The organism is Halomonas sp. HAL1 (assembly GCF_030544485.1).
In the GTDB taxonomy this organism is placed as follows: domain Bacteria; phylum Pseudomonadota; class Gammaproteobacteria; order Pseudomonadales; family Halomonadaceae; genus Vreelandella; species Vreelandella arctica.
Genome location: NZ_CP130610.1, coordinates 1,901,205 through 1,923,810, shown reverse-complemented (window position 1 = coordinate 1,923,810; position 22,606 = coordinate 1,901,205). Strand labels below are relative to the sequence as shown.

The window sequence follows — 22,606 nt, the reverse complement described above, 5'->3', positions numbered from 1 at the left end:
TCAAATTACCTGCCTTCTTCTCACATAGTCTCTTGAAGAAAAGAAGGCAGTATCAACAACTGCCTTCTTCATCGGATAGTACTGGGAAAAGCGCTCTTTCGAGCTCAGCGAATCAAACACTACAGTATGAATTTTATCAGGAGAGATAGTAGAAAGCACTAAAACTTCAGCCTGAGGGTCAGTTGGATCATACGACTTCAACAAGCTAAAATCTCTTTTTTGATTTCCGGCCTCAATGTCATACATTTTTTCTAGTGCGGCAGGACTTGCTAGATAGCTTTTATTCGCATGAATTATTCTTCTGTCAGCCGCATTGTGCGCGCAGAATAAGCACTCATTTTCCCAGAAAACAGACTTATCAATGATTAAGAGTGCCCACCTCCGTACGTTGGCTTGCTGCCTATATCTAAAAAACATTTTATAGTTTGGAAATGCTATTGATGTTGAGATAGATCCCTTTACTCTATCAAGTCGCATTTCATCGTTGTAATAAAAGCCTCGTCCAGCAGTTTCTAGCTCCAACCTTGGCACAAGCCCTTCAGACATGATCCCTGGCAAATTTCTGAAGTCAGTAAAATGAACAAGATAAGGTATCTCCCTTTCTTCAACAAACGACTTTATATCCGACTCATATGCCAGCTCAATTGTTGCTTCGGGTTTCTGCGCTTTTTGAACACTTTTCTCGGGAGACTCTGGATTGGTTTGTCTACTCTCATAGTCTTCCAAAATTTCAGGAACGGCTAAAAGTATAATCTCCCTGGGACTTTTATTCAAAGATTGGCGAAGCTCAGTCAATAATGTCTTTGCGAAATCAAGATTTTTATTTCTATTAGAAATATGCTTTATGCTTGCTGTTTTAATGATTGGCAGGCTGGCATCAAGGGAAGGGACTAAATTAACATCATCAAGCGCAATCTCTCTCAAAGCCTTTAGCAGACGGTTTTTTTTAATTTCCGGTGAATTAAGACACCATTTTTCTATAATGTTTTTGACATTAAAGAGCCTAAGCCTTGTTGTTAGCTCTGGCGAGACCGAAAGACTTATCGAAGACTTTAAAAGAGCCTGTTGGGCATTTTCGACATCTTCATTAGCCTGTTTGCGTAAAGCTCCCGCGTATTCACCTTCCAAAAATCCAAGTGATTTAGCAAATGTTCTAGCTTCATCGCTTCCTTTGCTTGCACCATCTAGCTCTTGAAGAACAAACTCTATCGCAGACTCTTGGCTATTTATATATTTAGCAACTGATTCTGTGATTTTTTCAGCTAGAAGATATTCGCCACCATGCGATTTTGCAAGATCATCAGCAATCGCTCTTTCTGCATCTCTATTTATGGCGTTCCTTGCTTTTGGTTCTTCGCTTGGCGCGGGCACACACTTTTCTTCTGCAGAGCCCTTTTTTTCTAATTGACCTTTGGGGACAGATGTCGTTGCTTCGGTTTTAGGAAGAGAGACTTGATGGCCAGAAGGAAGTTTTCCTTTATCCCCCTCTCTGTTTCTGTCCCTTTCTGAATATTTTGATGGTGTTCCTTTATCAATGACAAAGCCAATGAAAAGCACAATTATTATCAGTATTACCCAAAACATAATTCTATCCCTGCGTGAAAGCCGATGAGTTTTAATTATTTATTTCCAGTCACTTGCTTCACTTCCGCCAACAAATCTCCAAACTTCCCATAATTCACCTTTACGCCGTCATCCAGATCCAGCGAGATGCGCTGGTCGGCGTAGTGGCGGAGTTTTTCGTCGAAGGTGTTGAGTTCAGCTTGTTGTTTATAGAGCTTGCTTAGCTCTTTTTCGATGCCCTTGGCTTCGGCGGCGGAGGTGCTGGCCTCTTTGTCTTGCTCTAGCTTTTCAACGTAGCTGGTGAGCTTGGTGGTGAGCGGGATAACGTAATCGGTGCGCATCTCGGCGAGGGTGCTTTCGTTGTAGCGGTGCAGGTAGACCAAACACTCGAAAGCTTTCTGTTTGCCGGAAGAAAACAGCCAGTAGATGGGGCGTTTTTTATAGGTGCGCAGGTGATCTTTGAAGAACTGGGTGCTGAGGTAGCGGCGGATGGTCTCCAGCGCAGCCTCACCCTTCTTGGGTTTGATGGCGTGCAGGCAGAGACTTTCAGCGACGAAATCTAGGTTTTCATGAAGGTTCTCTTCGCCCCAAGCAGTGCGCGAAAAATCGCGGAAGCGGTTGGTGGCATCGTCGGGGAACCATTCCTGATCGGTGAGCGGGATGATGGCGTTATCATCCGGGGCAAAGCTTGGCTCGGGGATCTGAGCGAGGTAATCGCGGACGGTTTCACCCTGGCTGGCGAGAATCAGGCCTAGCTTATCCAACGAGTAGCGACCCATCATGCAGCCGATGGCATAGCTGACCAACTCCTTGAGGGTGTCGCACTGAAACCAAGTTTCTAATTCTTCTCCTGAACGATTTCCGCTATAGCGATAATAGGGATTACCATTTAAGCTGATTTTATTGAAAGAGACCTCAGGCTCCACTTCTTTTTCAAGTGAGTACTTACTCAAAAAATATTTATTATTTATAGTCTCAAGCTCTCTTAGCTTTTCAGCTGCCTGACTACACTCTTTACGCCATTCAAAATAATTTAAAAAAATACCTTTCCCTTTTTTTTCTTTCAGCGGGCTTGATTTAAAAGAAAAAGACGTTTCATAGGCAGTCTCATCTTGCAAAGAAAGATTAATACACTGATCCACAAGATCTATAGAAGAACCATTTACAGCAGCACCTATATAAGGCAAAGAGTGATAATTTCCAGCCTGGAAATGTAAAGTCGGATTCAATGACTTAACTACCCAATTGATAACACAAGAATTGCACAAGGCCAGGACTTTCTTCATCAAATCTTCAGATTCACTTTGCGCTGACATTCCGGTCACATCGTAGACAAATCCTTTATCATAATAGCGAAAAGCCACATCTCCAGAGGTTACATCCGACCATGATATGGACGGCTTGAAATAATTTTTAGTATTTTGTGGTCGTGATCTTAATCCTCCTTTATCGTCCTTAAAATTCCTTATTTGTTCTCCATCATTTTTCCAGTCAACTATAAACTCTCGATTTCCATACCACTTTCTAAAGTCTCCGCCTTTATTATACGGATACCATTTGAAATCCAAATCGGCCGTCTCATTAGAACTCTCAACTTCAAAGCCTATTTTTTCAAAATCGACTTCATACCAATATCTAACAAATTTTGAATTATCTCCTGTTTGCAACCCAACTGCAGCAGGCATTACTTTTTTAATTTCCTTACTCTTAGAAAATGCTTGTATTGCTTCTTTTGACAGCCAATACGCCACCGGACTTCCTGGAATCTTCTTGAAATCATCCGGTTTGGCGTCATAGCACCAACTGCAGTCGCGGTTCTGGATGGCTTCAAGCATCGCGCCCTTCTTTTCGGCTTCAGACTTCCCCTCCACCAGCCGCAAGTAGACGCCTTGGTAATTTGGCTTGGCGATCTTTTCCATCACAAAGGCGGTGGCAGAGACGACTTCACCGCTGATGCTGTCGAATGCCCTGCCGCCGAGGTGGGCCATGGTGATGATGGTACTGTTATCAAGCAGCCAGTCCCGCAGCTTTTCATAGCTGGATAGGAACATCCACGACTGCATATTGATCTGGGCGTTATAGCCAAGCGGTGCCAGCAGGCTGAAAGCGTGCTCCATAAAGATAGCAAACATATCTGACTTGCTATTGGGATAAGCCTTCTTCGCGTAGTCCTTAAGTGCCTTGTTCATACCCTTACTGCCCATATATGGCGGATTTGCTACCACGGCACCATAGCGCTGCGCCAGTACCCAGGCTTGCTGCACCATCGACACTAACCGCTGGGCGGCGGCCTTTTGCATAATATCGCCGCTATTGCTTAGCTCGGTCAGCTCTTCCAGCAGTGCTTTGAGCGGCGCTTCCCATTCATTGGCCACATTAATCAGGGAGCCAAACGTCTTGGCATCCTGAAAGCGCTCAATCAAGTCGTCAATCAGCTTATAAGTAGCGTCGTTGCTGGAAGGATCTTGCTGTTCGCTGTCAAACAGGCCTTGGGATTGACCCTGGTGCCAGTCGCCGGTCAGGTTCAAATCCCTCCAAAGGGTGTTGGCATCTAGGTGCTGGCTGCTCTGCATGGCCAGCACGTTTAGGCGCACGTTGCGGGTGAGAATCCGGCGGTCATCTTCTCGGGCTTTCATCAATAGCGCAAAGCCCGCCAGCTGGGCGGCGCGGTCGTCGATATCTAGGCCGAACAGGTTGTTTTCCAGAATCAGCTTAGGGATGTCGCGTGTGCGGTAGCCACGCTCTTCGTAGATCGCCTTCAGCACGTTGTAGGCTTCCACCAGAATATGGCCGGAGCCACAGGCGGGGTCGAGCACTTTGATGGTTTCAGGGTCGAGGCTGGCCGGGGTGATGGCATCCAGTTGGGCCTGCACTTCTGGCTCCTGCTCGGCGGGCTCGAGGTAGTACGGCATCTCGGCCTTGAGCTTTGATGCGGGGTAGGTTTGCAGCCACTGGCGGCCTACCGAATTCTGCACCAGGTATTGAACGATCCAGTTGGGGGTGAACAACTGGGTGGCGGCGGGGATGTCTTCGCTTTTCACCACCTTACCGATCACCTGGTCTTTTTTCTCGCTGATGTAGAACTGGTAGAGCCAGCCAATCACTTCTACATCCTGCCAGTCCTCTTCGGGAGTGGCCTCGACCAGCTCGCGGATCAGCGAATCGGTTTTGGTCAGGTTGTTGGGCAGCAGCAGCTCGCTGGCGTCGTCCAGCGGTTCGAACAGAAACGGCATGGCCTCATGCAGGGCGTGGCACTGGGCCAGCAGCAGCTCGCGGTAAAGGGTTTCATCCTGGGTGCCGTCAAGCTTCAGTTCTCGCACGCGGGCGGTGTCTAGCCCTGGAAGGTCTACTTCTAAACACTCATCCAGAATCTGGAACTGCCCGGCTTCGCCCCCTGCCCCGCTCAGCACGCGGCGGCCGTGGTCTAGGTAGCCGTGAATCTCCATATAGCGAATGGCGCACAGGCGGTTGAACCAGCTGTAGGCAGTCTGCTCTATGGCTTGGGTAAAACCATCGCGCTGCACCCACGCCGCCAGCGCTTCCCGTGCGCGCTTTAGGTGGGCGGGCACGGTGTGGGTTTGGCCATCTTGGGTGGTCATCACCAACACATCGCCCTTTTGCTCCAAGGGGGCAATGACAGCACCGCCTTTGCCATCTGGGCTAATGCCCACACGGGCCGCCTGGCGCGTCATGGTGTCGATAAAGCGGGCGCGGGCTTTGGGGGCGTATTTTTTGATGTTGGCGGTGTTCATGGTGAATCCTTGAGGGTGTCTTGCAAAAAGCGCTGGCCTTTAGGGGTTAGGCGGTACTGCTGAAGGCGGCTGTTGGGCTTCTCGGGCAGCGTCATTTCGATTAATTCATCCTGAAGCGCAGGCGTTAGGTAGTGTTGGCGAAAATGAGCACGATGCTTGAGCTGCAAGTGTTGACGTAGCTCGCCTGATGATAGCGGGCCATCGCTTAATATTTGCAGCAGCGGGAGCAGTGGTTCTATATTCTCAGACTGGGTCACTGACTGGGTCACTGACTGGGTCACTGATGTTGGATTTTCTATAGGAACCGGCGCTGCCAGCCGGATACTCAACCGCACACGGTTGGCAATTTCTTCAATATGCGGCTCTGGTAGCCCTTGGGTATGGGCTTCCGCGAAAATACGCTTTACACCGCTGCCCCACTGTTCAATTAGCCCAAGCTCACGAAATACGCGGGCAATCACCGGGTTGCGGATCATGGAAACGCCGCGTTTCATGTCTTCAATGGTCATGCCGGGCATCAGTAGCCCTGGGCTTTCAATCTCAATACGGTCATCAAAAAACGCAATGCGTATAGGGCTACCGCGTTGGGAGTAGTCGCTGTGTACCAAGGCGTTAATAATTGCTTCACGCAAGATGGTCAGCGGTATGCTCCACACATCGCGGCGGCGCATAGCCCCAAACTCTGCCTGCTTGAAGGCATGTTTTTTAAGAAACAGTTCGATGTCATCTACCGCTTGGGGTAGCGGCGCGTGGATATCTGCCTGATCGAAAATCTCAACCTTATCGGTGCCGCGAAAACGCCCGCACTGAATCCAGGCGTCTTCAAAGTGCCATTGGCGCTCGCGGCCAAACAGCAGAATGCCACCCACACTGGGTACTAGGCGGCCTTGATACGGCACCAGTAGCCGTAACGTGCGTAACGTGTTGTCATCAAGCGGCTGTTCGCTGCCGAAGGCATGCTGTATGGCGTTTTGGTCAAGGTCGTCACGGCTCAGCTCGGGCATGGGCTGAACATCAAACGTAGTGCCGCTCGCTTGGCGCTGCATTTCCTGAATGAGTGCCAACCCCGCCTGCCGATTACTGGACCCGAGCCGCACCAGCACACCTTTTTCTTCGCCTAGCGCCTTGAAAAAGTGTGGGCGAGCGCTACTCAAAAACACCTCAATACACACCAGGGTATGCTCACCCACGCTAACCAATTCAATATTGGGTAATAGCCGGGGGTGAATGGCATCCGCGATCATGCTGGTCAGGCGCTCTTCCATATCCAGCGGGTCATCCACACCTGGCACGGTGCCGTCGTCGTCAACGCCAATGATAAGTTGGCCACCTGCGGTGTTGGCAAAAGCGACCAGGGTTTTCATCAGCGGCTTGGGCGATGACAGATCACGCTTGAACTCAAGCTGCTTGCCTTCTGGCTCACTGAGCCGCTGTTCAATGGTTGTGGCAGTCATGAGTGGCCTGTTGATTTTTTATATTGCTTTCCGTCTCACTGTCCCGCGTCTTGGAACACGCGACGGTAGCTTATTGTGGGCATTACTGCGCCAAGTGATGATTTACTCAGGGCGAACTATTCAGGGCGAAAACGTCGATTTCCAGGCCATCGATATGGCGGTAATGGCGGTCATTGGCGGTGAGCAAAGGAACCCCTGCCTCCATCGCGGTGGCGGCAATCAGGGCATCGGCCATTTGTATGTTATGGCTGAGCGCATAGCTTTCGACCAGAAACATGGCACGCGAGGATATCCCCTCTTCCAGATGGCGGATGCTTGATTGCCAGTAGATCAGTGTCTGGCGTAGCTGCCTTAGCTCCTGCTTGTTGCGCATGCCCTGCACCAGTTCCATATAGGTGACGGCAGAGAGCCAGAAACCCGGCGCGTCATCCAGGCGCTGGGCGGCGGCGGGGTTGCCGCGCAGATTCCAGATCAGTACATCCGTGTCCACCAGCATCAGTCGGTGCCCTCGAACGAGCGCGGCGCGCGCAAACGGCGGACTTGTGTGTCGATCTCCTGGGCGCTTGCCTCGCCCTGATCCGCCCAGAGGCCGAACGCCGGGTTGGGGGCCGAGCGCTTTTCAGGCGTGGCAGACGCCACCCCCACCAGGCGGGCACAGGGCTTGCCGTGAAAGGTGATCTCTACGGTCTCGCCACGCTGGGTAGCGGCAATCAACGCTTTGGTTTGCAAGCGCAGCTGCTTGACGTTGGCATGCATAATGACTCACCTCTGCGGTATCGCTCAGACCCGACGCGGCTGAACGGGTTATTTTTAAAGTGTAACCTGCTCGTCGACACCCTGCCAACCGGGATGCTTAGGCTTGGCGTTAGTCGTTGCCACTGTCAACAAACATCATCGAACACTACCGCACCTGTACCCGCTTGCCCGCTGAAAGCGACCCTTCCAGCTCTTTTCTCAGCTCTTCCATAAACGCATCCACTTCCGCTTGGCTTTCCAGGTACACACCGCTATGCACGCGGCTGAGTACGTCGCTGACGCGAACCCTTGCCACGGGTTTGGGGGCATTGACTGCTGCTGGGGCTGTTGCGGTGTGGGGATCGTAAGTTTTATCTCTTGCCGCCGTGTGCCCTGCGGGCGGTTGGCTGCCTGGGGTGGCCGTCGGCGCGGTGGAGTCGCCTCCAGCAGGCGTAGGCGCGGGCGGCTGCCGCTTGGCTACCTCAGCCTGGGCGTTGTGAAGCGCATCCAGGCTCTCTTCTTCTTGCTCAACGGCCGTTTCTGTTTGCAGTTGGTAGATCTGGGCGATGCTGACCGACTGATTGACCGACGCTTTGAGCTGCTGCAGCGGGTGCAACAAGCGGTTGCTGAGTTCGGCGTTGCCAATACCACTTTTGGCAATTTCAGCGCTCACCTTGGCGATGCGCGTGTCGATACGTGCAATGGCGTGTTCGCGTTTTTCGGTGACCAAGCGGGTATTAATGTCATCCAACGTTCGCACCAGGCCATCTACTTTGTTCAACATGGCGTAGGGGGCATCGGCGCTATAAATGCACTCACACTCGGCCAGTGCCTGCTGGGCCTCGGGGTGTTTTTCTAGCTCCAGGTGGTTAACCCCAAACCTTACGCGCGCCTGTTCCAGCTGCTGCCAGGTGGTGAGCTGCTTGGTGAAGAAGTCGCTTAGGTCGCGGTAGTCTTCTTCTAAATCGAGCAGCGTGTCTTGCTGGCTGGCCACTGCCTTAAAGAAGTCGAAACTGTCGTCTAAGCGCAATAGCCGCTCTACTTCCAGCAGCGAGCTTTCAATGGCTTTTCGCCCTGGGAAATTGCCCACGTCGGTTTTGCTTTTGTACGCTTCTAGCTCGCGGCGCCAGCGGGATAAGCGATCCACATAGTAGCTGAATAGCTCTTTTTCGCTTGCGGGGCCTAGCTGGCCAAACAGGTCTTTGGTGAGGTTGCGGGCTTTGTTCAGCACTGCATCTTCAGTTTGGCGCTTTTTCTGAATGCGCACTTCACTGCGCCGGCGGGCGTTATTAAGCAGCTCGAAGGCTTCTTTACCGCTGAGCGCGGGGCCTGCGGTGTGGAAGGTCAAACGGCCAGCGGTATGTAGGCGGCCTAGAATCAGCAACGTTTCGCCTTCCGGCCAGCCGAAAGGTCGGTTACTAAAACGTTCGATAAGCGGGTTAAGCGGCACCGGCTCGCCGCTGTGCAGCGAGATATACTGCTCCACCTCTTTTACTGCCTGGGCGTTGCCCTCCTCCCCGTCTAAGTTAAGATTTTGCGTACCGATATCATCAGCTGTTAACACGGCTTGCAGTTCACGCATAGGCTCTGGGTTAAGCACCGTCAGCTGGCCCAGCTTGTTGTAGGTGTTTTCCAGCAGGTAGCGGCAAGCTTCATCCAGGCGGGTGCTTAACTGGCTGCGGTTGAGTTCCAGCTTTTGGCCAAGCGCATAGGCGTCTGCATCTAATAGCATTTCTTCCAGACGAACACGTAGGCGTTTTTTACGCTCTTGGTTTTCCCGGCCACGGTCGGCCAGAATGCGCTCGACGCTGTGGTCGTTGGCCGATAGGTTCAAGCGGATGAACTTGTCGGTTTTTAACAGCGTACGCAGTTCGTCGGTAAAGCGCTTATCGTCGGGTAGCTTAATCAGCACCTGCCCGCCATTGTCGCCGCTTTTGTGAATACAGCCCGCGTCGCTAAGCTGCACGTACTCCACGTCTAAGGGTGACACCACCTCTACCCTTAGCTGACTCTGGTAGCGACCATCTAGTGTGTGACCATCCAGGTAGCGGCCAATGCTGTAGTCGGTTTTGTTCAACGGGTAGCGGTATTTGGCGCGATCACGCAACAGGTCTTTAAAAATTAGGCTGGAGAGCTCTTTGTTCTCATCGCTACTGGTGACTTCGGTGGCTTTGATCTTGCGGGTAATGTCGCGCTCTTCATTGGTGAGGAACTGATATTCATCGCCATTACGCGTAATCAGGCTCTCTTTTTCTAGTCGCGCTAAGGTCGCGTCTAATTGCTCACGAATAGCAATTCGGTCGTCGTCAATTTGAGTCAGCGATAGCGTAACGAGGTTGTCGACCGTGCCTTTGACAAGATCCACATAGCGGATCATAAACAGCGTGCGCAGCGTTTCGACATCAAACGCCTCTAACACGGGGTTTTCGCTGGCCTGGTCGATGGTGCGTTTTACGGCCGTATCAAGGAAGCCTTCTATCGCCGTATAAAAGCAGTGCATCGGCACCAGCGCGCCAATCGATTTTTCTTGCACGGCTTTGGCGGCCATGTGGAAAGCATCGAGCATTGAGCGCTCACCATAAGCGAGATGCGCGCCGGTGGCACCTACCTTGCGGATCTCTTCGAAGACTTTTTGTACCAGTTGGAAGTGGTACGGCACGAAGGGATAATTGGCGATAAAGCTATCCACGCCTTCAATGTTTTTCAGCGTGGGGCCGGAACGATCAAAGGTCAGCTGGTTACGCAGGATAGAGCCTTTGGCTTCAAACACACCTTCCAGCTCAGCGCGTGCCGGGTCGGTTTTCACCAGCAGGCGCTTGCGGATGACTTCGTCAGAGTTGGAGCTTGAGAGCGATAAGCGGGTTTTGAAGCGTCCGGCGATCTTAGAGAAATCGTTGGCTTTTGAGGCGGTCATTTCGCCTAGCACTGCGTCCATATCCGCCTGAGACGTCACCACAATCCAAGCGCGACCACCGCAAATCGTGCCCAGGTTTTCGGTGAGCGTTTGCAGGGTGAGCATAAGGCGGGTGTCGCTGCCAATAAACTGGCCGACTTCGTCCACCATAAACACCATGCGCCGGGTGGATGATTGGGATTCCAAAAACTCTTTCACCCAGTGGCAGAAGTTTTCCACTGAAACACTAAAATTGGCTTCTGACTCTTCAAACCATTTATGGGCAGCTTCCGGGGAAAGCTCTAACGCAACGCTAATCGCTTGCTCGATGTCATCTTGGTAGAACTGATAGCCGTCCCGCTCCTCTTCCCACGCCATGCCGCTGGCGTCATTAAACGCCTGCTTGAAGGGCTCATACACGCCCCGCTTTTCTAAGTGGCGCTCCATGTGGGCAATGTGCGGGTAATCCGAGCTAAAGCCTTGGTACTCGTTAAATACGCGCAGAAAGACGTTGAGGATGGGGTTGCCATCGTCGTTAGAGCTGGCCTTACTGTCGATGTTGAATAGCACCACATGGGCGGGTTCGCGTACCGCGTTGGTGATATCAGCCCGTATGGAGCTGTCCACCAGCTTCTGCTCGTCAAAGAAATCCGCCGCCCGCTTGGCATGGCCGTTGGCATCAAAAGCTTCGGTATTTTCCAGCAGATAAGAGAGCGTTTTCAAAAAGTGGGATTTACCCGACCCAAAGAAACCGCTAACCCAGACGCCCACGCGGTTGGCGATGGAGGGGTCGTCTAGCGGGGTGGTGTAGGATTCAAAAAAGGCGCGAAAGTGCTTTTCTAACTCATTGGTGACCACGTACTCATCTAGCTCTTGGTAGATAGTTTCCTGGTCACGCTGATCAGCCTTTACAACGCCATTGATTGACCGGTTGAGCGGCTTGAGGAAAAGCTCTTGAATGCGCATATCAGTCCTATAAATGTTTAAATCCTATAAACTTTTTAAAAACAGACTGTTACATAAACCGCGATGACCCGCGGCTTGGTAACACCACGAGTGGTAACAGTCATTAACGTGTGAACGTAACACGCTGCACGGTTTGCTATCTTGTGCTCATTTCTAAGTGCTCATTTCCACGCGCTCATTTATAAGTGCTAGGGCACGAGCGCAAAAGCGCGATAGTAGTTATTGCTCTTAATCTGATTAAACAGGGTAAGCGTTTGCCCGTCATAGCGGCCTGGGTAAAACAGTACCAAAGGCTTATGCCCTAACGGGCCATGCAGCGCGTTCAGCAAACTATGCGCTCGTACCATTGGCCATAGACTACCGACACCGGTTAGTAGCACGATATCAGGGTCATGCGACAAAGAGTGTCGGATGAGGTAAGGGGCAAACTTATCCATGTGCAGTGGCCCACGCAGTGCCTTAAGCAGTGCTGCATCGCCTTTGTTTTTCTGCATGGCAATGGCTTTATCAAGAAAGCCGCGCTCAGTCAGATAGTCTTTGAGCACGTGAAGCAAGTTAACCTGGGCCACCTTGAAATGGCCGTATTGGCGCGCCATTAACGAGGGAAGGAAGTTCAGATAGGCACGTACCTGAAGCTCGTGCTCAGGAGCGTAATCAAAAATCCAGAAGCCGATTTCGTTACCTAACCCTTGGCCTGCTAAAAAATCCGGTCGAGTGATTTTCTCGGCGACTTGGTTTAATCGTGCCCGAAGCTGGTCATCCTCATGGAACATAACGCTGGTAGGTGGTAGGTGCTGCTCATTATGTGACATGCGGAGCGTCTCTATGTCGGGCATGTTTTGGGCATATTGCGGGCAAGATTACGTTGCTTACAGTCATAGCCGCAAGGTCTACTTAGTTTTCATTAGTTCAATAATGAGTTTTTCCAACAGATAAATGCTTAGCGCAATTTTTGAAGACAATTTTGTAAACGGGTATGGCGGTGGGTTTCAAGCAGCATCTTCAGCTCTGGGCGGGGCAAGAAAGACTGAAGCCGACGTGATCGGCTGGAATCCAATATGCCGACCTCTGTCAGCATCCGAAACACTACCTGACCCATTTTGCGCCTTGAACTTTCTGCCCAGGTAGCAATCGCTGCATCGCGGTTAGCACGTTCGGCAAGAAACTCATCCCACTGATAGGACTGAAGCTTTTCAGACCGCGTTAAAAACGCATCGGCCACCACGCTTTCAAGAAACTCCACCATCAGCAGGTTGCGTGCCATGGCAGCACAAAACGATACCTGTGACGCTAGCTGATCGTCTCCATCGTGCAGGGCTTTCCAAAAAGAGGGTTCCAGTTTCTCTAAGCGTTTACGGATGGCCTGCGCTGCACGCTTGGCTGTCGCTGGGCGATTCTTCTGTAGCCGGTTTTCAACGATGATGGCTTGATGCCAGTGTGCTTCGTCTACCTCATCCAGCAATAGCGCTGCAACTGCACGGCTTTCACGCACCATCAATCCACCACCAATGAGGTCTGAGTTGTAGCTAAACGAAAGCGTCACAAGCAATTTACCATTTAAATTAAAATACGATAATGAAGAAGCCTCAGAAAAGAGTTCCTGACGAATGTCACCTATTTACTACCTAAAATCTAACCAAACAAAAACGGCCACTATAGCAATTAGCTAAGTGACCGTTTTATATGTTCTTGGTCGGAGCGACAGGATTCGAACCTGCGACCTTTGCAACCCCATTGCAACGCGCTACCAAGCTGCGCCACGCTCCGCTGTCTTTATTGGCTGCTACATATTTGCCTCAAGACGGTGCGTATACTAGCGGTTTCTTGCATAAATGAAAAGCCCTTATAGCGCTTTCTTTTCAAGTATTTGTCATTCATCACCTTAACGCGATCCTGCCTTTCTCGTTAGTGTTGGTCAGCGTCGAGCAACAGATAGGCCATGGCGTCATAGACACCCGGCGCAGCGACCAGCAAGTGTTCTGGGTAGAGGTCTTCGGGTACCGATTTGGGCGGCTCATATAAGTGGCCTACCCGCGCCCCGGCTTCGCGTGCAATGACCCAGCCCGCGACAAAATCCCAGGGCGAGACGCTTTCGTAATACGCATCTAAGCGGCCACAGGCCACATCGCACAGATCGAGGGCCGCCGCGCCATTACGGCGGATATCCTGGCATTCAACAAGTACCGCCTCTAACCGCTTTAAAAGGTGCTTGCGCCCTTCTTTGCGGTAGGGGAATCCCGTTCCTACCAGGGTGTGAGCCAGTGAATCAGCACGGCTAGGCTGGATGGCCTGGCCGTTGCAAAAAGCCCCACCGCCTTCTGCCGCGCTAAAGGTTTCGCCTAAAAACGGTGCGTGTACAACACCGACCTTAGCAATGCCCTCTTCCATCCAGCCGATGGACACCGCCACATGGCGCAACCCCTGCGCAAAGTTGACCGTGCCATCAATGGGGTCCACTACCCAAAGTTGCGGCGCCTGCACATGCACAGCGCTCTCGGGGGCGAGCTCTTCACTCAGCCGTGCTTCACCAGGAAAATGCTCTTCCAGCCGCTGGCTAATAAGCTGGTCAACCGCCACATCCACATCGGTGACCAGCTCATTATCTTTTTTCAACCGCTGCGAAAAACCTTGTTGCTCACGCGCCTGGATGATCATCTGCCCGGCTTCTTCGGCGATGGCAATAGCCCGCTCAAGACGTGCCGCTAATGTGTCGTCGCTCATTGAATCTCCCTTTAGAAAGCGATCCTGCTAAGAGCTTCTACCATAAGCCGCCGAGCCATAATTTTCGAGTCATGCCGACTTCCCCTCATGCTCATTAGCGTAAAACATCGACCAGAACATCGACCACAACGCGGGTGGCTGCTTCAATCAAGACCACATCCGCCCCCACCCGCTCCCATTCATAGCCTGGGTATTGCGGTAACTGAGAGGCTAGCCGACCATCAAAGCGCTTGGCGATACCCGGCGGCAGCGGCTTACCGCGCTCTAAATTACGCTGAATACCCGGCGGCAATGACTCGGCTCGCGGCGCGTCGTGTTGGCGCAATAGCTGGCGCAGTTCACGCTCATTAATGCGGGGTAAATCAACCCGCCCATATTGAGCGCTTTCCTTATGGTGAGAGCCGTGCTGCTGAGTCTGGTGTTGACTACTATTGCCCTTATCCCGCGCACCGTGGGCCGGGGCATGGTCGGGTTGGGCAAAGGTAGCGCTATTGAATAGCAGTGCGCCAAGCGCACTGAAGGCAATTAGCTTAATACTGTTCATAATAAGCAACTCGCTTTGGGTAAGAGCTTGCAGTGTAAAGAATAAATGCTTAGGAAGGGAGGAGTGTTCAAATGGCAACTACTGGACCAGTATTTTGCGTTTATTAAGCTGCTGACCAACCCAGTGAGCAGACAAAAGAAGCGGCCAGCATTTCTGCTGGCCGCTTAAGCTTCAGACTAAGTACTAAACGGGAGCTACCTAGATTGTCTTTAATAAAAAATAACGGATGCCAAACTCAATCACCACATTCTTCTAAATCATGATCAAAAGTATTCGTACAAGACCACACTCCTTCACTATTTCTTTCAATAACTACAGAGTCACCATTTTTCTCTGATGTAATTGAGATGTCAACGACGGGATCTGCACTTAAGTCACCTTCAATTGCAACATCAGGAGCACTTGATGCAAGCGTAGCAAAGCCATCTACGTCGCCGTCCAAGACAGCTGCCTCAACAGGAGTTTTGAAAGATGAAGCCTCTTGGAATGCTGCTGTTGCATTGGAGCGATCAACGTAATTTCCATACTGCGGGATAGCCACTGCCGCCAAAACGCCAATGATCGCCACAACGATCAGTAGCTCAATCAGCGTAAAACCGCCTTGTTTGGTGTTGCGAGTTATCGGTTGGAAAGTGCTCAGCATGTCGTTTGTTCCCTATATAGCCGGTATAGAAAGGATGCGTTTTTTTAGGTGAAACACCATCGGGATGAAGGTTTTCCAGCTCTTTTCAAGCTTTTTCAATTTCTGGCGTTACAAATACCACACTAACTTACGTTTGACTAGTTTTCAATCAATTGATGACTACTTTTGTCAACCTGTTTTCAACCTACTCTCAACCTCTTCTCAACCCACTCTCATTCTCCTTTCATTACAATCTCATTCCGCTCTCATTCCACTCTCATCCCAAAATCAACCAGCGCCCTGCCACTTTAGGGTTACCGTCTCATTACGTTATCACTACTGTCCTCAGCGACTAACTGTGGTAAAAGTGAGCCGCATTGTGGGAACCCAGGCGAGCGTCCGATGAGCCAAGCGACTACCGAATCAACCTTAAGTTATGAGTCAACCCTAAGCCACGCCGCTGCACGGGGCGGGCAGCGCGGTATTGCCCAGCGTTTAATCAAGCACGGCTTGCTAACCGAAACGCAGGCTGCGGCGGCCGCTAGCGCCGCCGTGGAAAATGATATTTCACTATTAGAGCACGTGGTTGAAAGCGGGCTTGTGCCCCCCACTGCCGCGGCGGTTGCCGCGGGGTACGAGTACGGGCTGCCGGTTATCAATTTAGAAGCCGTTCGTATTAGCTCGCTGCCTCCTGTTACTGACTACCCAGTGAGGATTCTGCAAAGCTTAAATGTGGTGCCTCTGGCACGTCATGGGCACCGTTTAACCGTGGCCGTGCCTTACCCCGCCACGCTTACCCAGCTTGATGAGTTACAGTTTGCCACCGGGCTTAGCATTGAAGGGATATTAGCCCCGATGGACCAGCTAGCCACCACGCTGAGTAGCTATTTAGCATTAACGCAAAGCGAACGTGGCATGCTGGACGAGTTTAATGACCTCGATGATGAGTTATCAACGCTGAGTGTTGCCGAAGACAGTGAAGTGCCTTTGGAAGAAGCACCTCAAAACAGTGATGATGGCCCCATCGTCAAGTTTGTTAATAAGATTTTATTAGATGCGATTCGCCGTGGCGCGTCCGACATTCATTTCGAGCCTTACGAAACGCAGTATCGTATACGTTTTCGTATTGACGGCATCTTAATTGAGGTCGCACGCCCTCCCTTAGGGATGCGTAACCGTGTTGCCGCCCGCTTGAAAATTATGGCGCGGCTGGATATTTCTGAGCGGCGCTTACCCCAAGACGGGGCCATAAAACTTAAATTATCGCGTACGCGCTCGCTCGATTTTCGGGTCAACTCCTTGCCCACGGTGTATGGCGAAAAATTGGTATTGCGTATTCTCGACCCTTCCGCGACCCAACTCGGCATCGAGCAATTAGGCTTTACTGATGACCAACGTCACTTTTATGAACGTGCCCTCAACCAGCCCCAGGGGATGATATTGGTGTCGGGCCCCACTGGCAGTGGCAAAACCGTCTCGCTGTATACCGGCATTAATATTCTCAATAAAGTGGAGCGCAATATTTGCACGGCGGAAGATCCGGTTGAGATTAAAGTAGCCGGTATTAATCAGGTCAATGTGTTGCCTAAAATTGGGCTTGATTTTGCTAGTGCGCTACGGGCATTTCTGCGCCAAGACCCGGATGTGGTGATGGTGGGTGAAATTCGTGATTTAGAAACCGCTGACATTGCCGTTAAAGCCTCCCAGACAGGCCACTTGGTGCTTTCTACCGTGCACACTAACTCAGCTGCCGAAACGCTCACGCGGCTGGCGAACATGGGGGTTACTTCGTTTAACATCGCCAGCGCCGTTAGCCTGATTATTGCCCAACGCTTAACGCGCAAACTCTGCCCACGCTGCAAGGAGCCGATTGTTATCCCCCACGAGGCACTGCGCAAAGAGGGCTTTAGCGATGAAGAAATCCAACAGGCCACTATTTTCAAGCCGGTAGGTTGTAAGCACTGCACGCATGGCTATAAAGGTCGCGTGGGTATTTATGAGGTCGTTCCCATTACGGAAGCCATGCGCCAATTAATTATGAGCAACGCCAACGCGATGGATATCGATCAGCAGGCGCGCCGCGAAGGCTACCCCAGTTTGCACCAGAGCGGTTTATTAAAAGTCATGCGGGGGATTACCAGCCTTGAAGAAATTAACCGCGTTAGTAAGGAGTAAGCAATGGCAAACGCTCGGCGTGGGCGTCGCCCATCTCTTCAACTTTACCGTTGGAAATGGGCGGGTAAAGGCCCTCAAGACAGAACACTGAGCGGCGAAACCCTTGGCCGTAGTAAAGCGGAGGTAACGGCTGAACTGGCGGGGCAAAGCATCAATGTTAAGCGCATTCGCAAAATAAACAGCCTCAGCGGCGCAGGCCGTATTAAGCCTACCGACGTGATGGTTTTTGCGCGCCAAATGGCGACCATGATTCGCGCCGGCATTCCTTTGTTACAGGCTTTCCAAGTCGTTGGCGAAAGTCTGAAAAAGCCCGCCATGGCGATGTTGGTAGAGCAGATGAGAAGCGATGTTTCATCGGGCTCAAGTTTTTCTGATGCGTTACGCCGTCACCCAAAACATTTTGATCAATTGTTTGTTAACCTCATCGATGCTGGCGAACAAGCTGGTGCGCTGGATCAGATGCTAGACCGTGTCGCGAGTTACAAAGAGAAAGTGGAATCGCTAAAATCGCGCGTTAAGAAAGCCCTTTGGTACCCTAGTGCCGTGATGATCGTCGGGATGTCAGTCACCCTGCTGCTGCTGATTAAAGTCGTCCCTCAGTTTGAAAGCATGTTTAGTAATTTTGATGCGGAGCTTCCCGCCCTGACTCAAATGACCGTTAACTTATCCGAGCTTGCTCAGCGCTATTGGCTTGTGGCCCTGGGTAGCCTGGTGGCCACGGTGCTGGCCATCAAAATAAGCGTTCAACGCTCACCCAAAATTGCTTATGGCATGGACGTTTTGGTGCTTCGCTTACCGGTGATCGGCGACATTATGCATAAATCCGCCCTTGCCCGTTTTGCGCGCACCTTAGCCACGACCTTTGCTTCCGGCGTACCCTTGATGGAAGGTTTAGAGACCGCCTCTGGGGCCGTGGGCAATAAAGTTTATGAACGCGCCGTGATACAAACCCGTAAAGATGTTGCGACCGGGCAGCAGCTACACTTTGCCATGCGCATGACCAACCGCTTTCCTCCCCTGGCAATTCAAATGGTGAGCATCGGTGAAGAGTCGGGGGCGCTGGATGCGATGTTGAACCGCGTCGCTGATTATTACGAAGAAGAAGTCGACAATAAAGTCGACGCCCTCACCTCCCTAATGGAGCCGATTATTATCGTCGTACTGGGCGTACTGGTGGGCGGCGTCGTTGTGTCTATATACTTGCCAATTTTCAGCTTAGGCTCGGCTCTCTAACTTAGGCGCGGCCTTCTAAAATGCCTTACACCGGCAACCCACCCATTCAAACTAACCCACTCGTATAGGGACATTCATGCATTACCCTCCCCTGATTGTATGGCTCATGGCTTTATTGGTTGGGCTGTGCTTAGGCAGTTTTCTTAATGTTGTTATCACGCGCCTACCGGTCATGCTGATGCGCCATTGGCGGCGTGAGGCGCGTGCAGCGCTTGAACTGGATGAGGAACACTCGCCACGCTTCAATTTAGCCACACCAGGCTCCCTGTGCCCCCGCTGTGAAACCCCGATTGCCTGGCACGATAACCTGCCGCTGATTGGCTGGATTAAACGCCGCGGGCGGTGTGCAGGGTGTCAAACGAGCATCAGCGTTCAATATCCGCTGGTGGAAATGGCCGGTGGCCTACTGGCCTTGGCGGTAGTGGCACTCCATGGCCTCACTGCAGAGTCGTTGTTTATTTACGGCGCCTGCTTGATGCTGTTAGCACTCGCCGTGATCGATTTTCGTACCCAGTTATTGCCGGATGTTATTACGCTCCCGCTGCTATGGGCAGGCTTACTTTTTCAGCTACTCTTCCAGCCGTTTATGCTCTCCGATGCCGTTATCGGCGTGATGGTGGGCTATCTTTCTCTATGGAGTTTTTATTGGCTGTTCAAACTCGTCACCGGTAAAGAGGGCATGGGCTTTGGCGACTTTAAGCTGCTGGCAGCATTGGGCGCCTGGCTAGGCTGGAACTTTTTACCACTTATCTTGATACTTTCCGCAGGGCTTGGCGCGGTGGTTGGTTTAACTGCGCAGGCCTGCGCGCCTCGCTTACGTGGCAAACCATTACCCTTTGGGCCTTTTCTTGCCCTCGCTGGTTGGGTAGCGTTATTAGTTGGCGATGAGCTAATGGCGCTGTATCTCAGCCTGCTTAGTTAACGTTTAACGATTGTTATTTTGGTTATTAAAGCTGGGTTATTAAATTTGGGCTATTAAAACTGAGCTAGTGCATTTGGGTTATTGAAAACTGAGCTAAGTGAGGCAGCAGATGATTATCGGATTAACCGGTGGCATTGGGTCGGGCAAATCGACGGTTGCGCGCGCCTTTGAAACGCTCGGCGCTGCCTCGGTCGATGCTGACGATGTCGCCAGAGAAATCGTTCTACCTGGCGAACCGGCACTATTAGCCATTAAAAACCGCTTCGGTGACCAGGTCATCCATCAGGATGGCACGCTTAATCGCGCGGCCCTACGCGCTATTATTTTTAAAGACCCAGAGCAGCGGCGGTGGTTAGAATCAGTCACACACCCCAAAATAAGAGAAAGTCTATTGCAGCACTTAGCGCAGCTTAAAACACAAGGCGCGCCTTATGTGCTGCTGGTATCACCGCTGCTATTTGAGTCGGGCCAAAATGCGCTGGTCAACCGAGCGGTCGTGGTCGATGTACCACAAGCGCTACAATTATCGAGAACCCAGCAACGTGATGGGGTGAGCGAAAGCCAAGTGCATGCTATTCTCGCCGCCCAGCTTTCCCGCGAACAGCGGCTAGCACAGGCAGATGACGTGATAGATAACAGCGGTGACCACCTCAGCATGATGGAGCAAGTGGTGCGGCTGGATCAACGCTACCGTCAACTGCTTAACGACTGAGATATCGCCCCTGTTAACGTAATTGGAGTTTTTATGGTTCGCCCTGCAAACGATTCCCCGCTTGAAGTTAGTTGCCCTCAGTGCGCTAAGCGTGTGCCTTGGCTGCCTGAGAGCACCTATCGCCCTTTCTGCAGCAAACGCTGCCAACTGTTAGATCTAGGTGCCTGGGCCGATGAGTCGCACCGCATATCGGGCGAATCGGCGATGGATGAAGCTGATATAGAGACACTGTTGGCACAAGCTGATAAGGATGCGCCGCTCTCCTAACGCGCCCGAGCAATCGACGTTTTAAGCCCCGCAATCCACATGGCTACCACAATGCCTTATCAACCATCGCCTTCGGCCTATCATCTGCTGCTTCAGCTGGAGCAGCAGTTTGACACTTTAATTGACACGCTTGAGACCGCTGTTTCGCTTTTTGAACGCCAACAACCGGCATCGTGGGTCTTTCATCAAGCAACACCCGCTCGCCACTGGCTACGCGAAGCGCTTTTCGATATGTGGCATGAACAAGATCAGGATGGTCGCGAGACGCGCAACTACATTGCCATTGTGGCTGCTAATGATGAATTACTGGCAGCGGTAGACGCCGTTAATCAAGCTAAAAAAAGTTTTGCTGAGCTGCTGCAGCATATTAAACAGGCTTTTCCCCAAACCTTGAGCGACGCCAAAAGCCGCCTGCCGCAACGCCATCCTTACATTGATGAAGCGTTACGGCGCAATGGGCTTGCTCGTCTGCATCTTAAGCAGAGTTGGCGTCAACTGCCCATCGCACAAGCCCCCGTTTCACGGGTTCGCTTTGCGTGGTATAGCAGTGGTCGTTCCATAAAGCGGCTGACCGTTCAAGAGGCTGAGCAAAAGCTTTTAAAGCTTGATACCGATGCAGCGCATATCCGTATTCAGCTTCGCAAACTAGCCGGCATCCCAAGCGGCGAAGTGCTCGCCCAGGTGCAAACCCAGGCTCCCCTTATGCGGGCAAATCTATTTTTTACCGAACCACTCGATGATGGCCATACAAGGCGGGCGCTGAATGCGGCCATGCCTATCTTCGTACCAGACAATAACCAGCGACTGCCACACATAAACCTGCCCGCTTTACAGCCCCCCACCACCCGCACACGGGCACGGCGGCGCGATGAAAAGCTTGAGCCAGATGTATTTCTGCCGAGTTTGCGCGTTTACCGCTACCGTTAGCAATACCACACGTAGGATATAAGTGGTTATGCAAAAGTTATTGAGTAATCAGTGCCGTAACCATTACATACTTTTTTGACCGCTTCACAAAGCTTATCGAACGAACTGTAGGCTGTTAACGGTAGCCACCGGTATTTGATTTCGCGCCAAAGGATTTCGATCAGATTCAGCTCCGGCGAATATGGCGACAAGTAGACCAGGTGAATGCGATGTGCCATCCAATCAATAAGTTTGCGCTGGAACGCCTTGGAACGGTGCATCCTGGCATTATCCAGTATCACGACGGCGAATGCGTCAGGGTCTTTATGTGCCGCAAACTGATCAAAGGCTTCTATAACGGTTTCAGTGGTCACTGAGTCGGTGGTCATATGGTGAAAAAACTCACCTTTTCTGGTGAGAAAGCCCAGTACATTCAGCCGTTTGCTGTGTGGGTAGGCCGTGACTTCCCAGGGCTTGGCTATCGGGCTCCATGCATAAGGAAGTGACGATGATTGCGAGAAACCGGCTTCATCAAAGAAATAGAGATCGCACTCACCATCATCTTCCCACTCCTTCAATACATTGATTATCTCTTGCGTATGGCGGAAATCCGCTTCGTCACGATGTGCCCTCAATGAGCGGCGTATCCGCTTACAGCTATAGCCTTTTTTTAACGCGCGCCGCAACGTGTCCTGGCTGACGACGTTACCTGTCTGCTCCTGAAACTTGGCATGGAGGACAGGCAATTGATGGGGATACTCTTCAACCAGTTGTTCTAACACAGCAAGATCGCTCTCGCTGAGAAGGTGCGGGCGTCCTTCGCGAGGCTTGTCTTGAAGACCTTCAATACCGTCTGCTTCCCATTGGGATAACCAAGTCGATACCGTATCGCGCTTAACCCCAATAATATCGCGAATCTGGTTAATCGTATGGCCCTTGTGGTTGAGCAGAATGGCGTGGGCCCGACGACGTAGTGCTCTCTTTTCGCCGTACTGGTAGGCTTCATTTAAGATACGTTGCTGGTCAGGTGTTAAAGAAACGAAACGTAAGCGCCGAGACATGGTTCTGTATTTTACTCTGATGGATCTTTGTTCTTTATACGCGATAATTTATGCAGAATCACTTAGTAGAGGTGCTAACT

At 51.5% G+C, this 22,606-nt stretch carries 18 protein-coding genes and 1 tRNA gene; 6 read left to right on the top strand and 13 right to left on the bottom strand.

The genetic code is table 11. The features are described from left to right. The 12 genes from Q3Y66_RS09005 to Q3Y66_RS08950 form a co-directional block, all read right to left on the bottom strand. A complete protein-coding gene (locus Q3Y66_RS09005) occupies positions 1–1,584 on the bottom strand; it encodes a DarT ssDNA thymidine ADP-ribosyltransferase family protein (protein ID WP_008956847.1) in 1,584 nt (527 codons plus the stop codon). Between the two features lie 35 nt (positions 1,585–1,619). Then, positions 1,620–5,315: a BREX-1 system adenine-specific DNA-methyltransferase PglX gene (pglX, locus tag Q3Y66_RS09000; RefSeq protein ID WP_303319545.1), complete on the bottom strand. Its 3,696-nt coding sequence runs from the start codon at positions 5,313–5,315 to the stop codon at positions 1,620–1,622. Further along, the gene (locus tag Q3Y66_RS08995) at positions 5,312–6,769 is read right to left on the bottom strand and encodes a helix-turn-helix domain-containing protein (RefSeq protein ID WP_008956848.1); all 1,458 of its coding nucleotides are present in this window, start codon (positions 6,767–6,769) and stop codon (positions 5,312–5,314) included. Before Q3Y66_RS08995 ends, pglX begins: the two co-directional genes overlap by 4 nt. 106 nt (positions 6,770–6,875) lie before the next feature. Further along, complete coding sequence (locus tag Q3Y66_RS08990; protein WP_008956849.1) at positions 6,876–7,265, bottom strand: type II toxin-antitoxin system VapC family toxin; 390 nt, start codon at positions 7,263–7,265, stop codon at positions 6,876–6,878. Continuing rightward, positions 7,265–7,525 (bottom strand): type II toxin-antitoxin system Phd/YefM family antitoxin, encoded by a 261-nt coding sequence (locus tag Q3Y66_RS08985; RefSeq protein ID WP_008956850.1) that lies wholly within the window; start codon positions 7,523–7,525, stop codon positions 7,265–7,267. Before Q3Y66_RS08985 ends, Q3Y66_RS08990 begins: the two co-directional genes overlap by 1 nt. A gap of 145 nt (positions 7,526–7,670) precedes the next feature. After that, the gene (gene brxC / locus Q3Y66_RS08980) at positions 7,671–11,363 is read right to left on the bottom strand and encodes a BREX system P-loop protein BrxC (RefSeq protein ID WP_008956851.1); all 3,693 of its coding nucleotides are present in this window, start codon (positions 11,361–11,363) and stop codon (positions 7,671–7,673) included. A 188-nt stretch (positions 11,364–11,551) separates the two neighbouring features. Then, complete coding sequence (locus Q3Y66_RS08975; protein WP_008956852.1) at positions 11,552–12,175, bottom strand: DUF1788 domain-containing protein; 624 nt, start codon at positions 12,173–12,175, stop codon at positions 11,552–11,554. 128 nt (positions 12,176–12,303) lie between these two features. Further along, on the bottom strand, positions 12,304–12,906 hold the full coding sequence (locus tag Q3Y66_RS08970; RefSeq protein WP_035586310.1) for a DUF1819 family protein: 603 nt from the start codon (positions 12,904–12,906) through the stop codon (positions 12,304–12,306). A 147-nt stretch (positions 12,907–13,053) separates the two neighbouring features. After that, positions 13,054–13,130, bottom strand: a tRNA-Pro gene (locus Q3Y66_RS08965). A 138-nt stretch (positions 13,131–13,268) separates the two neighbouring features. Beyond that, positions 13,269–14,084, bottom strand: a complete 816-nt coding sequence (locus Q3Y66_RS08960; RefSeq protein WP_008956854.1) for an inositol monophosphatase family protein — start codon at positions 14,082–14,084, stop codon at positions 13,269–13,271. Positions 14,085–14,178: 94 nt separating this feature from the next. After that, entirely contained in the window at positions 14,179–14,628 is a 450-nt protein-coding gene (locus Q3Y66_RS08955; RefSeq protein ID WP_008956855.1) for an anti-virulence regulator CigR family protein, read from the bottom strand. Between the two features lie 235 nt (positions 14,629–14,863). Then, entirely contained in the window at positions 14,864–15,271 is a 408-nt protein-coding gene (locus Q3Y66_RS08950; protein WP_008956857.1) for a prepilin-type N-terminal cleavage/methylation domain-containing protein, read from the bottom strand. A 381-nt stretch (positions 15,272–15,652) separates the two neighbouring features. Between Q3Y66_RS08950 and pilB the strand changes: the two genes are divergently transcribed. The 6 genes from pilB to Q3Y66_RS08920 all read left to right on the top strand — a co-directional run bounded on the left by pilB (position 15,653) and on the right by Q3Y66_RS08920 (position 21,486). Further along, positions 15,653–17,425: a type IV-A pilus assembly ATPase PilB gene (pilB, locus tag Q3Y66_RS08945; protein ID WP_008956858.1), complete on the top strand. Its 1,773-nt coding sequence runs from the start codon at positions 15,653–15,655 to the stop codon at positions 17,423–17,425. 3 nt (positions 17,426–17,428) lie between these two features. After that, positions 17,429–18,658: a type II secretion system F family protein gene (locus tag Q3Y66_RS08940; RefSeq protein ID WP_008956859.1), complete on the top strand. Its 1,230-nt coding sequence runs from the start codon at positions 17,429–17,431 to the stop codon at positions 18,656–18,658. Between the two features lie 76 nt (positions 18,659–18,734). Continuing rightward, positions 18,735–19,580 (top strand): A24 family peptidase, encoded by an 846-nt coding sequence (locus tag Q3Y66_RS08935; protein ID WP_008956860.1) that lies wholly within the window; start codon positions 18,735–18,737, stop codon positions 19,578–19,580. A gap of 109 nt (positions 19,581–19,689) precedes the next feature. Then, positions 19,690–20,292 (top strand): dephospho-CoA kinase, encoded by a 603-nt coding sequence (coaE, locus tag Q3Y66_RS08930; protein ID WP_008956861.1) that lies wholly within the window; start codon positions 19,690–19,692, stop codon positions 20,290–20,292. A 33-nt stretch (positions 20,293–20,325) separates the two neighbouring features. Next, on the top strand, positions 20,326–20,559 hold the full coding sequence (yacG, locus tag Q3Y66_RS08925) for a DNA gyrase inhibitor YacG (RefSeq protein WP_008956862.1): 234 nt from the start codon (positions 20,326–20,328) through the stop codon (positions 20,557–20,559). Positions 20,560–20,598: 39 nt separating this feature from the next. Then, positions 20,599–21,486 carry a DNA replication terminus site-binding protein gene (locus Q3Y66_RS08920; protein ID WP_035586313.1) on the top strand — a complete coding sequence of 296 codons (888 nt, stop codon included), beginning with the start codon at positions 20,599–20,601 and terminating at the stop codon, positions 21,484–21,486. A 26-nt stretch (positions 21,487–21,512) separates the two neighbouring features. On the opposite strand, the gene Q3Y66_RS08915 is transcribed toward Q3Y66_RS08920, so the two are convergent. Continuing rightward, on the bottom strand, positions 21,513–22,526 hold the full coding sequence (locus tag Q3Y66_RS08915; RefSeq protein WP_303319479.1) for an IS630 family transposase: 1,014 nt from the start codon (positions 22,524–22,526) through the stop codon (positions 21,513–21,515). Positions 22,527–22,606: the final 80 nt, after the last annotated feature.

Coding starts and splice junctions, on each gene's coding strand:
- Q3Y66_RS09005 (WP_008956847.1), bottom strand. CDS start 1,584: ATGTTTTGGGTAATACTGATAATAATTGTGCTTTTCATTGGCTTTGTC.
- pglX (WP_303319545.1), bottom strand. CDS start 5,315: ATGAACACCGCCAACATCAAAAAATACGCCCCCAAAGCCCGCGCCCGC.
- Q3Y66_RS08995 (WP_008956848.1), bottom strand. CDS start 6,769: ATGACTGCCACAACCATTGAACAGCGGCTCAGTGAGCCAGAAGGCAAG.
- Q3Y66_RS08990 (WP_008956849.1), bottom strand. CDS start 7,265: ATGCTGGTGGACACGGATGTACTGATCTGGAATCTGCGCGGCAACCCC.
- Q3Y66_RS08985 (WP_008956850.1), bottom strand. CDS start 7,525: ATGCATGCCAACGTCAAGCAGCTGCGCTTGCAAACCAAAGCGTTGATT.
- brxC (WP_008956851.1), bottom strand. CDS start 11,363: ATGCGCATTCAAGAGCTTTTCCTCAAGCCGCTCAACCGGTCAATCAAT.
- Q3Y66_RS08975 (WP_008956852.1), bottom strand. CDS start 12,175: ATGTCACATAATGAGCAGCACCTACCACCTACCAGCGTTATGTTCCAT.
- Q3Y66_RS08960 (WP_008956854.1), bottom strand. CDS start 14,084: ATGAGCGACGACACATTAGCGGCACGTCTTGAGCGGGCTATTGCCATC.
- Q3Y66_RS08955 (WP_008956855.1), bottom strand. CDS start 14,628: ATGAACAGTATTAAGCTAATTGCCTTCAGTGCGCTTGGCGCACTGCTA.
- Q3Y66_RS08950 (WP_008956857.1), bottom strand. CDS start 15,271: ATGCTGAGCACTTTCCAACCGATAACTCGCAACACCAAACAAGGCGGT.
- pilB (WP_008956858.1), top strand. CDS start 15,653: ATGAGCCAAGCGACTACCGAATCAACCTTAAGTTATGAGTCAACCCTA.
- Q3Y66_RS08940 (WP_008956859.1), top strand. CDS start 17,429: ATGGCAAACGCTCGGCGTGGGCGTCGCCCATCTCTTCAACTTTACCGT.
- Q3Y66_RS08935 (WP_008956860.1), top strand. CDS start 18,735: ATGCATTACCCTCCCCTGATTGTATGGCTCATGGCTTTATTGGTTGGG.
- coaE (WP_008956861.1), top strand. CDS start 19,690: ATGATTATCGGATTAACCGGTGGCATTGGGTCGGGCAAATCGACGGTT.
- yacG (WP_008956862.1), top strand. CDS start 20,326: ATGGTTCGCCCTGCAAACGATTCCCCGCTTGAAGTTAGTTGCCCTCAG.
- Q3Y66_RS08920 (WP_035586313.1), top strand. CDS start 20,599: ATGGCTACCACAATGCCTTATCAACCATCGCCTTCGGCCTATCATCTG.
- Q3Y66_RS08915 (WP_303319479.1), bottom strand. CDS start 22,526: ATGTCTCGGCGCTTACGTTTCGTTTCTTTAACACCTGACCAGCAACGT.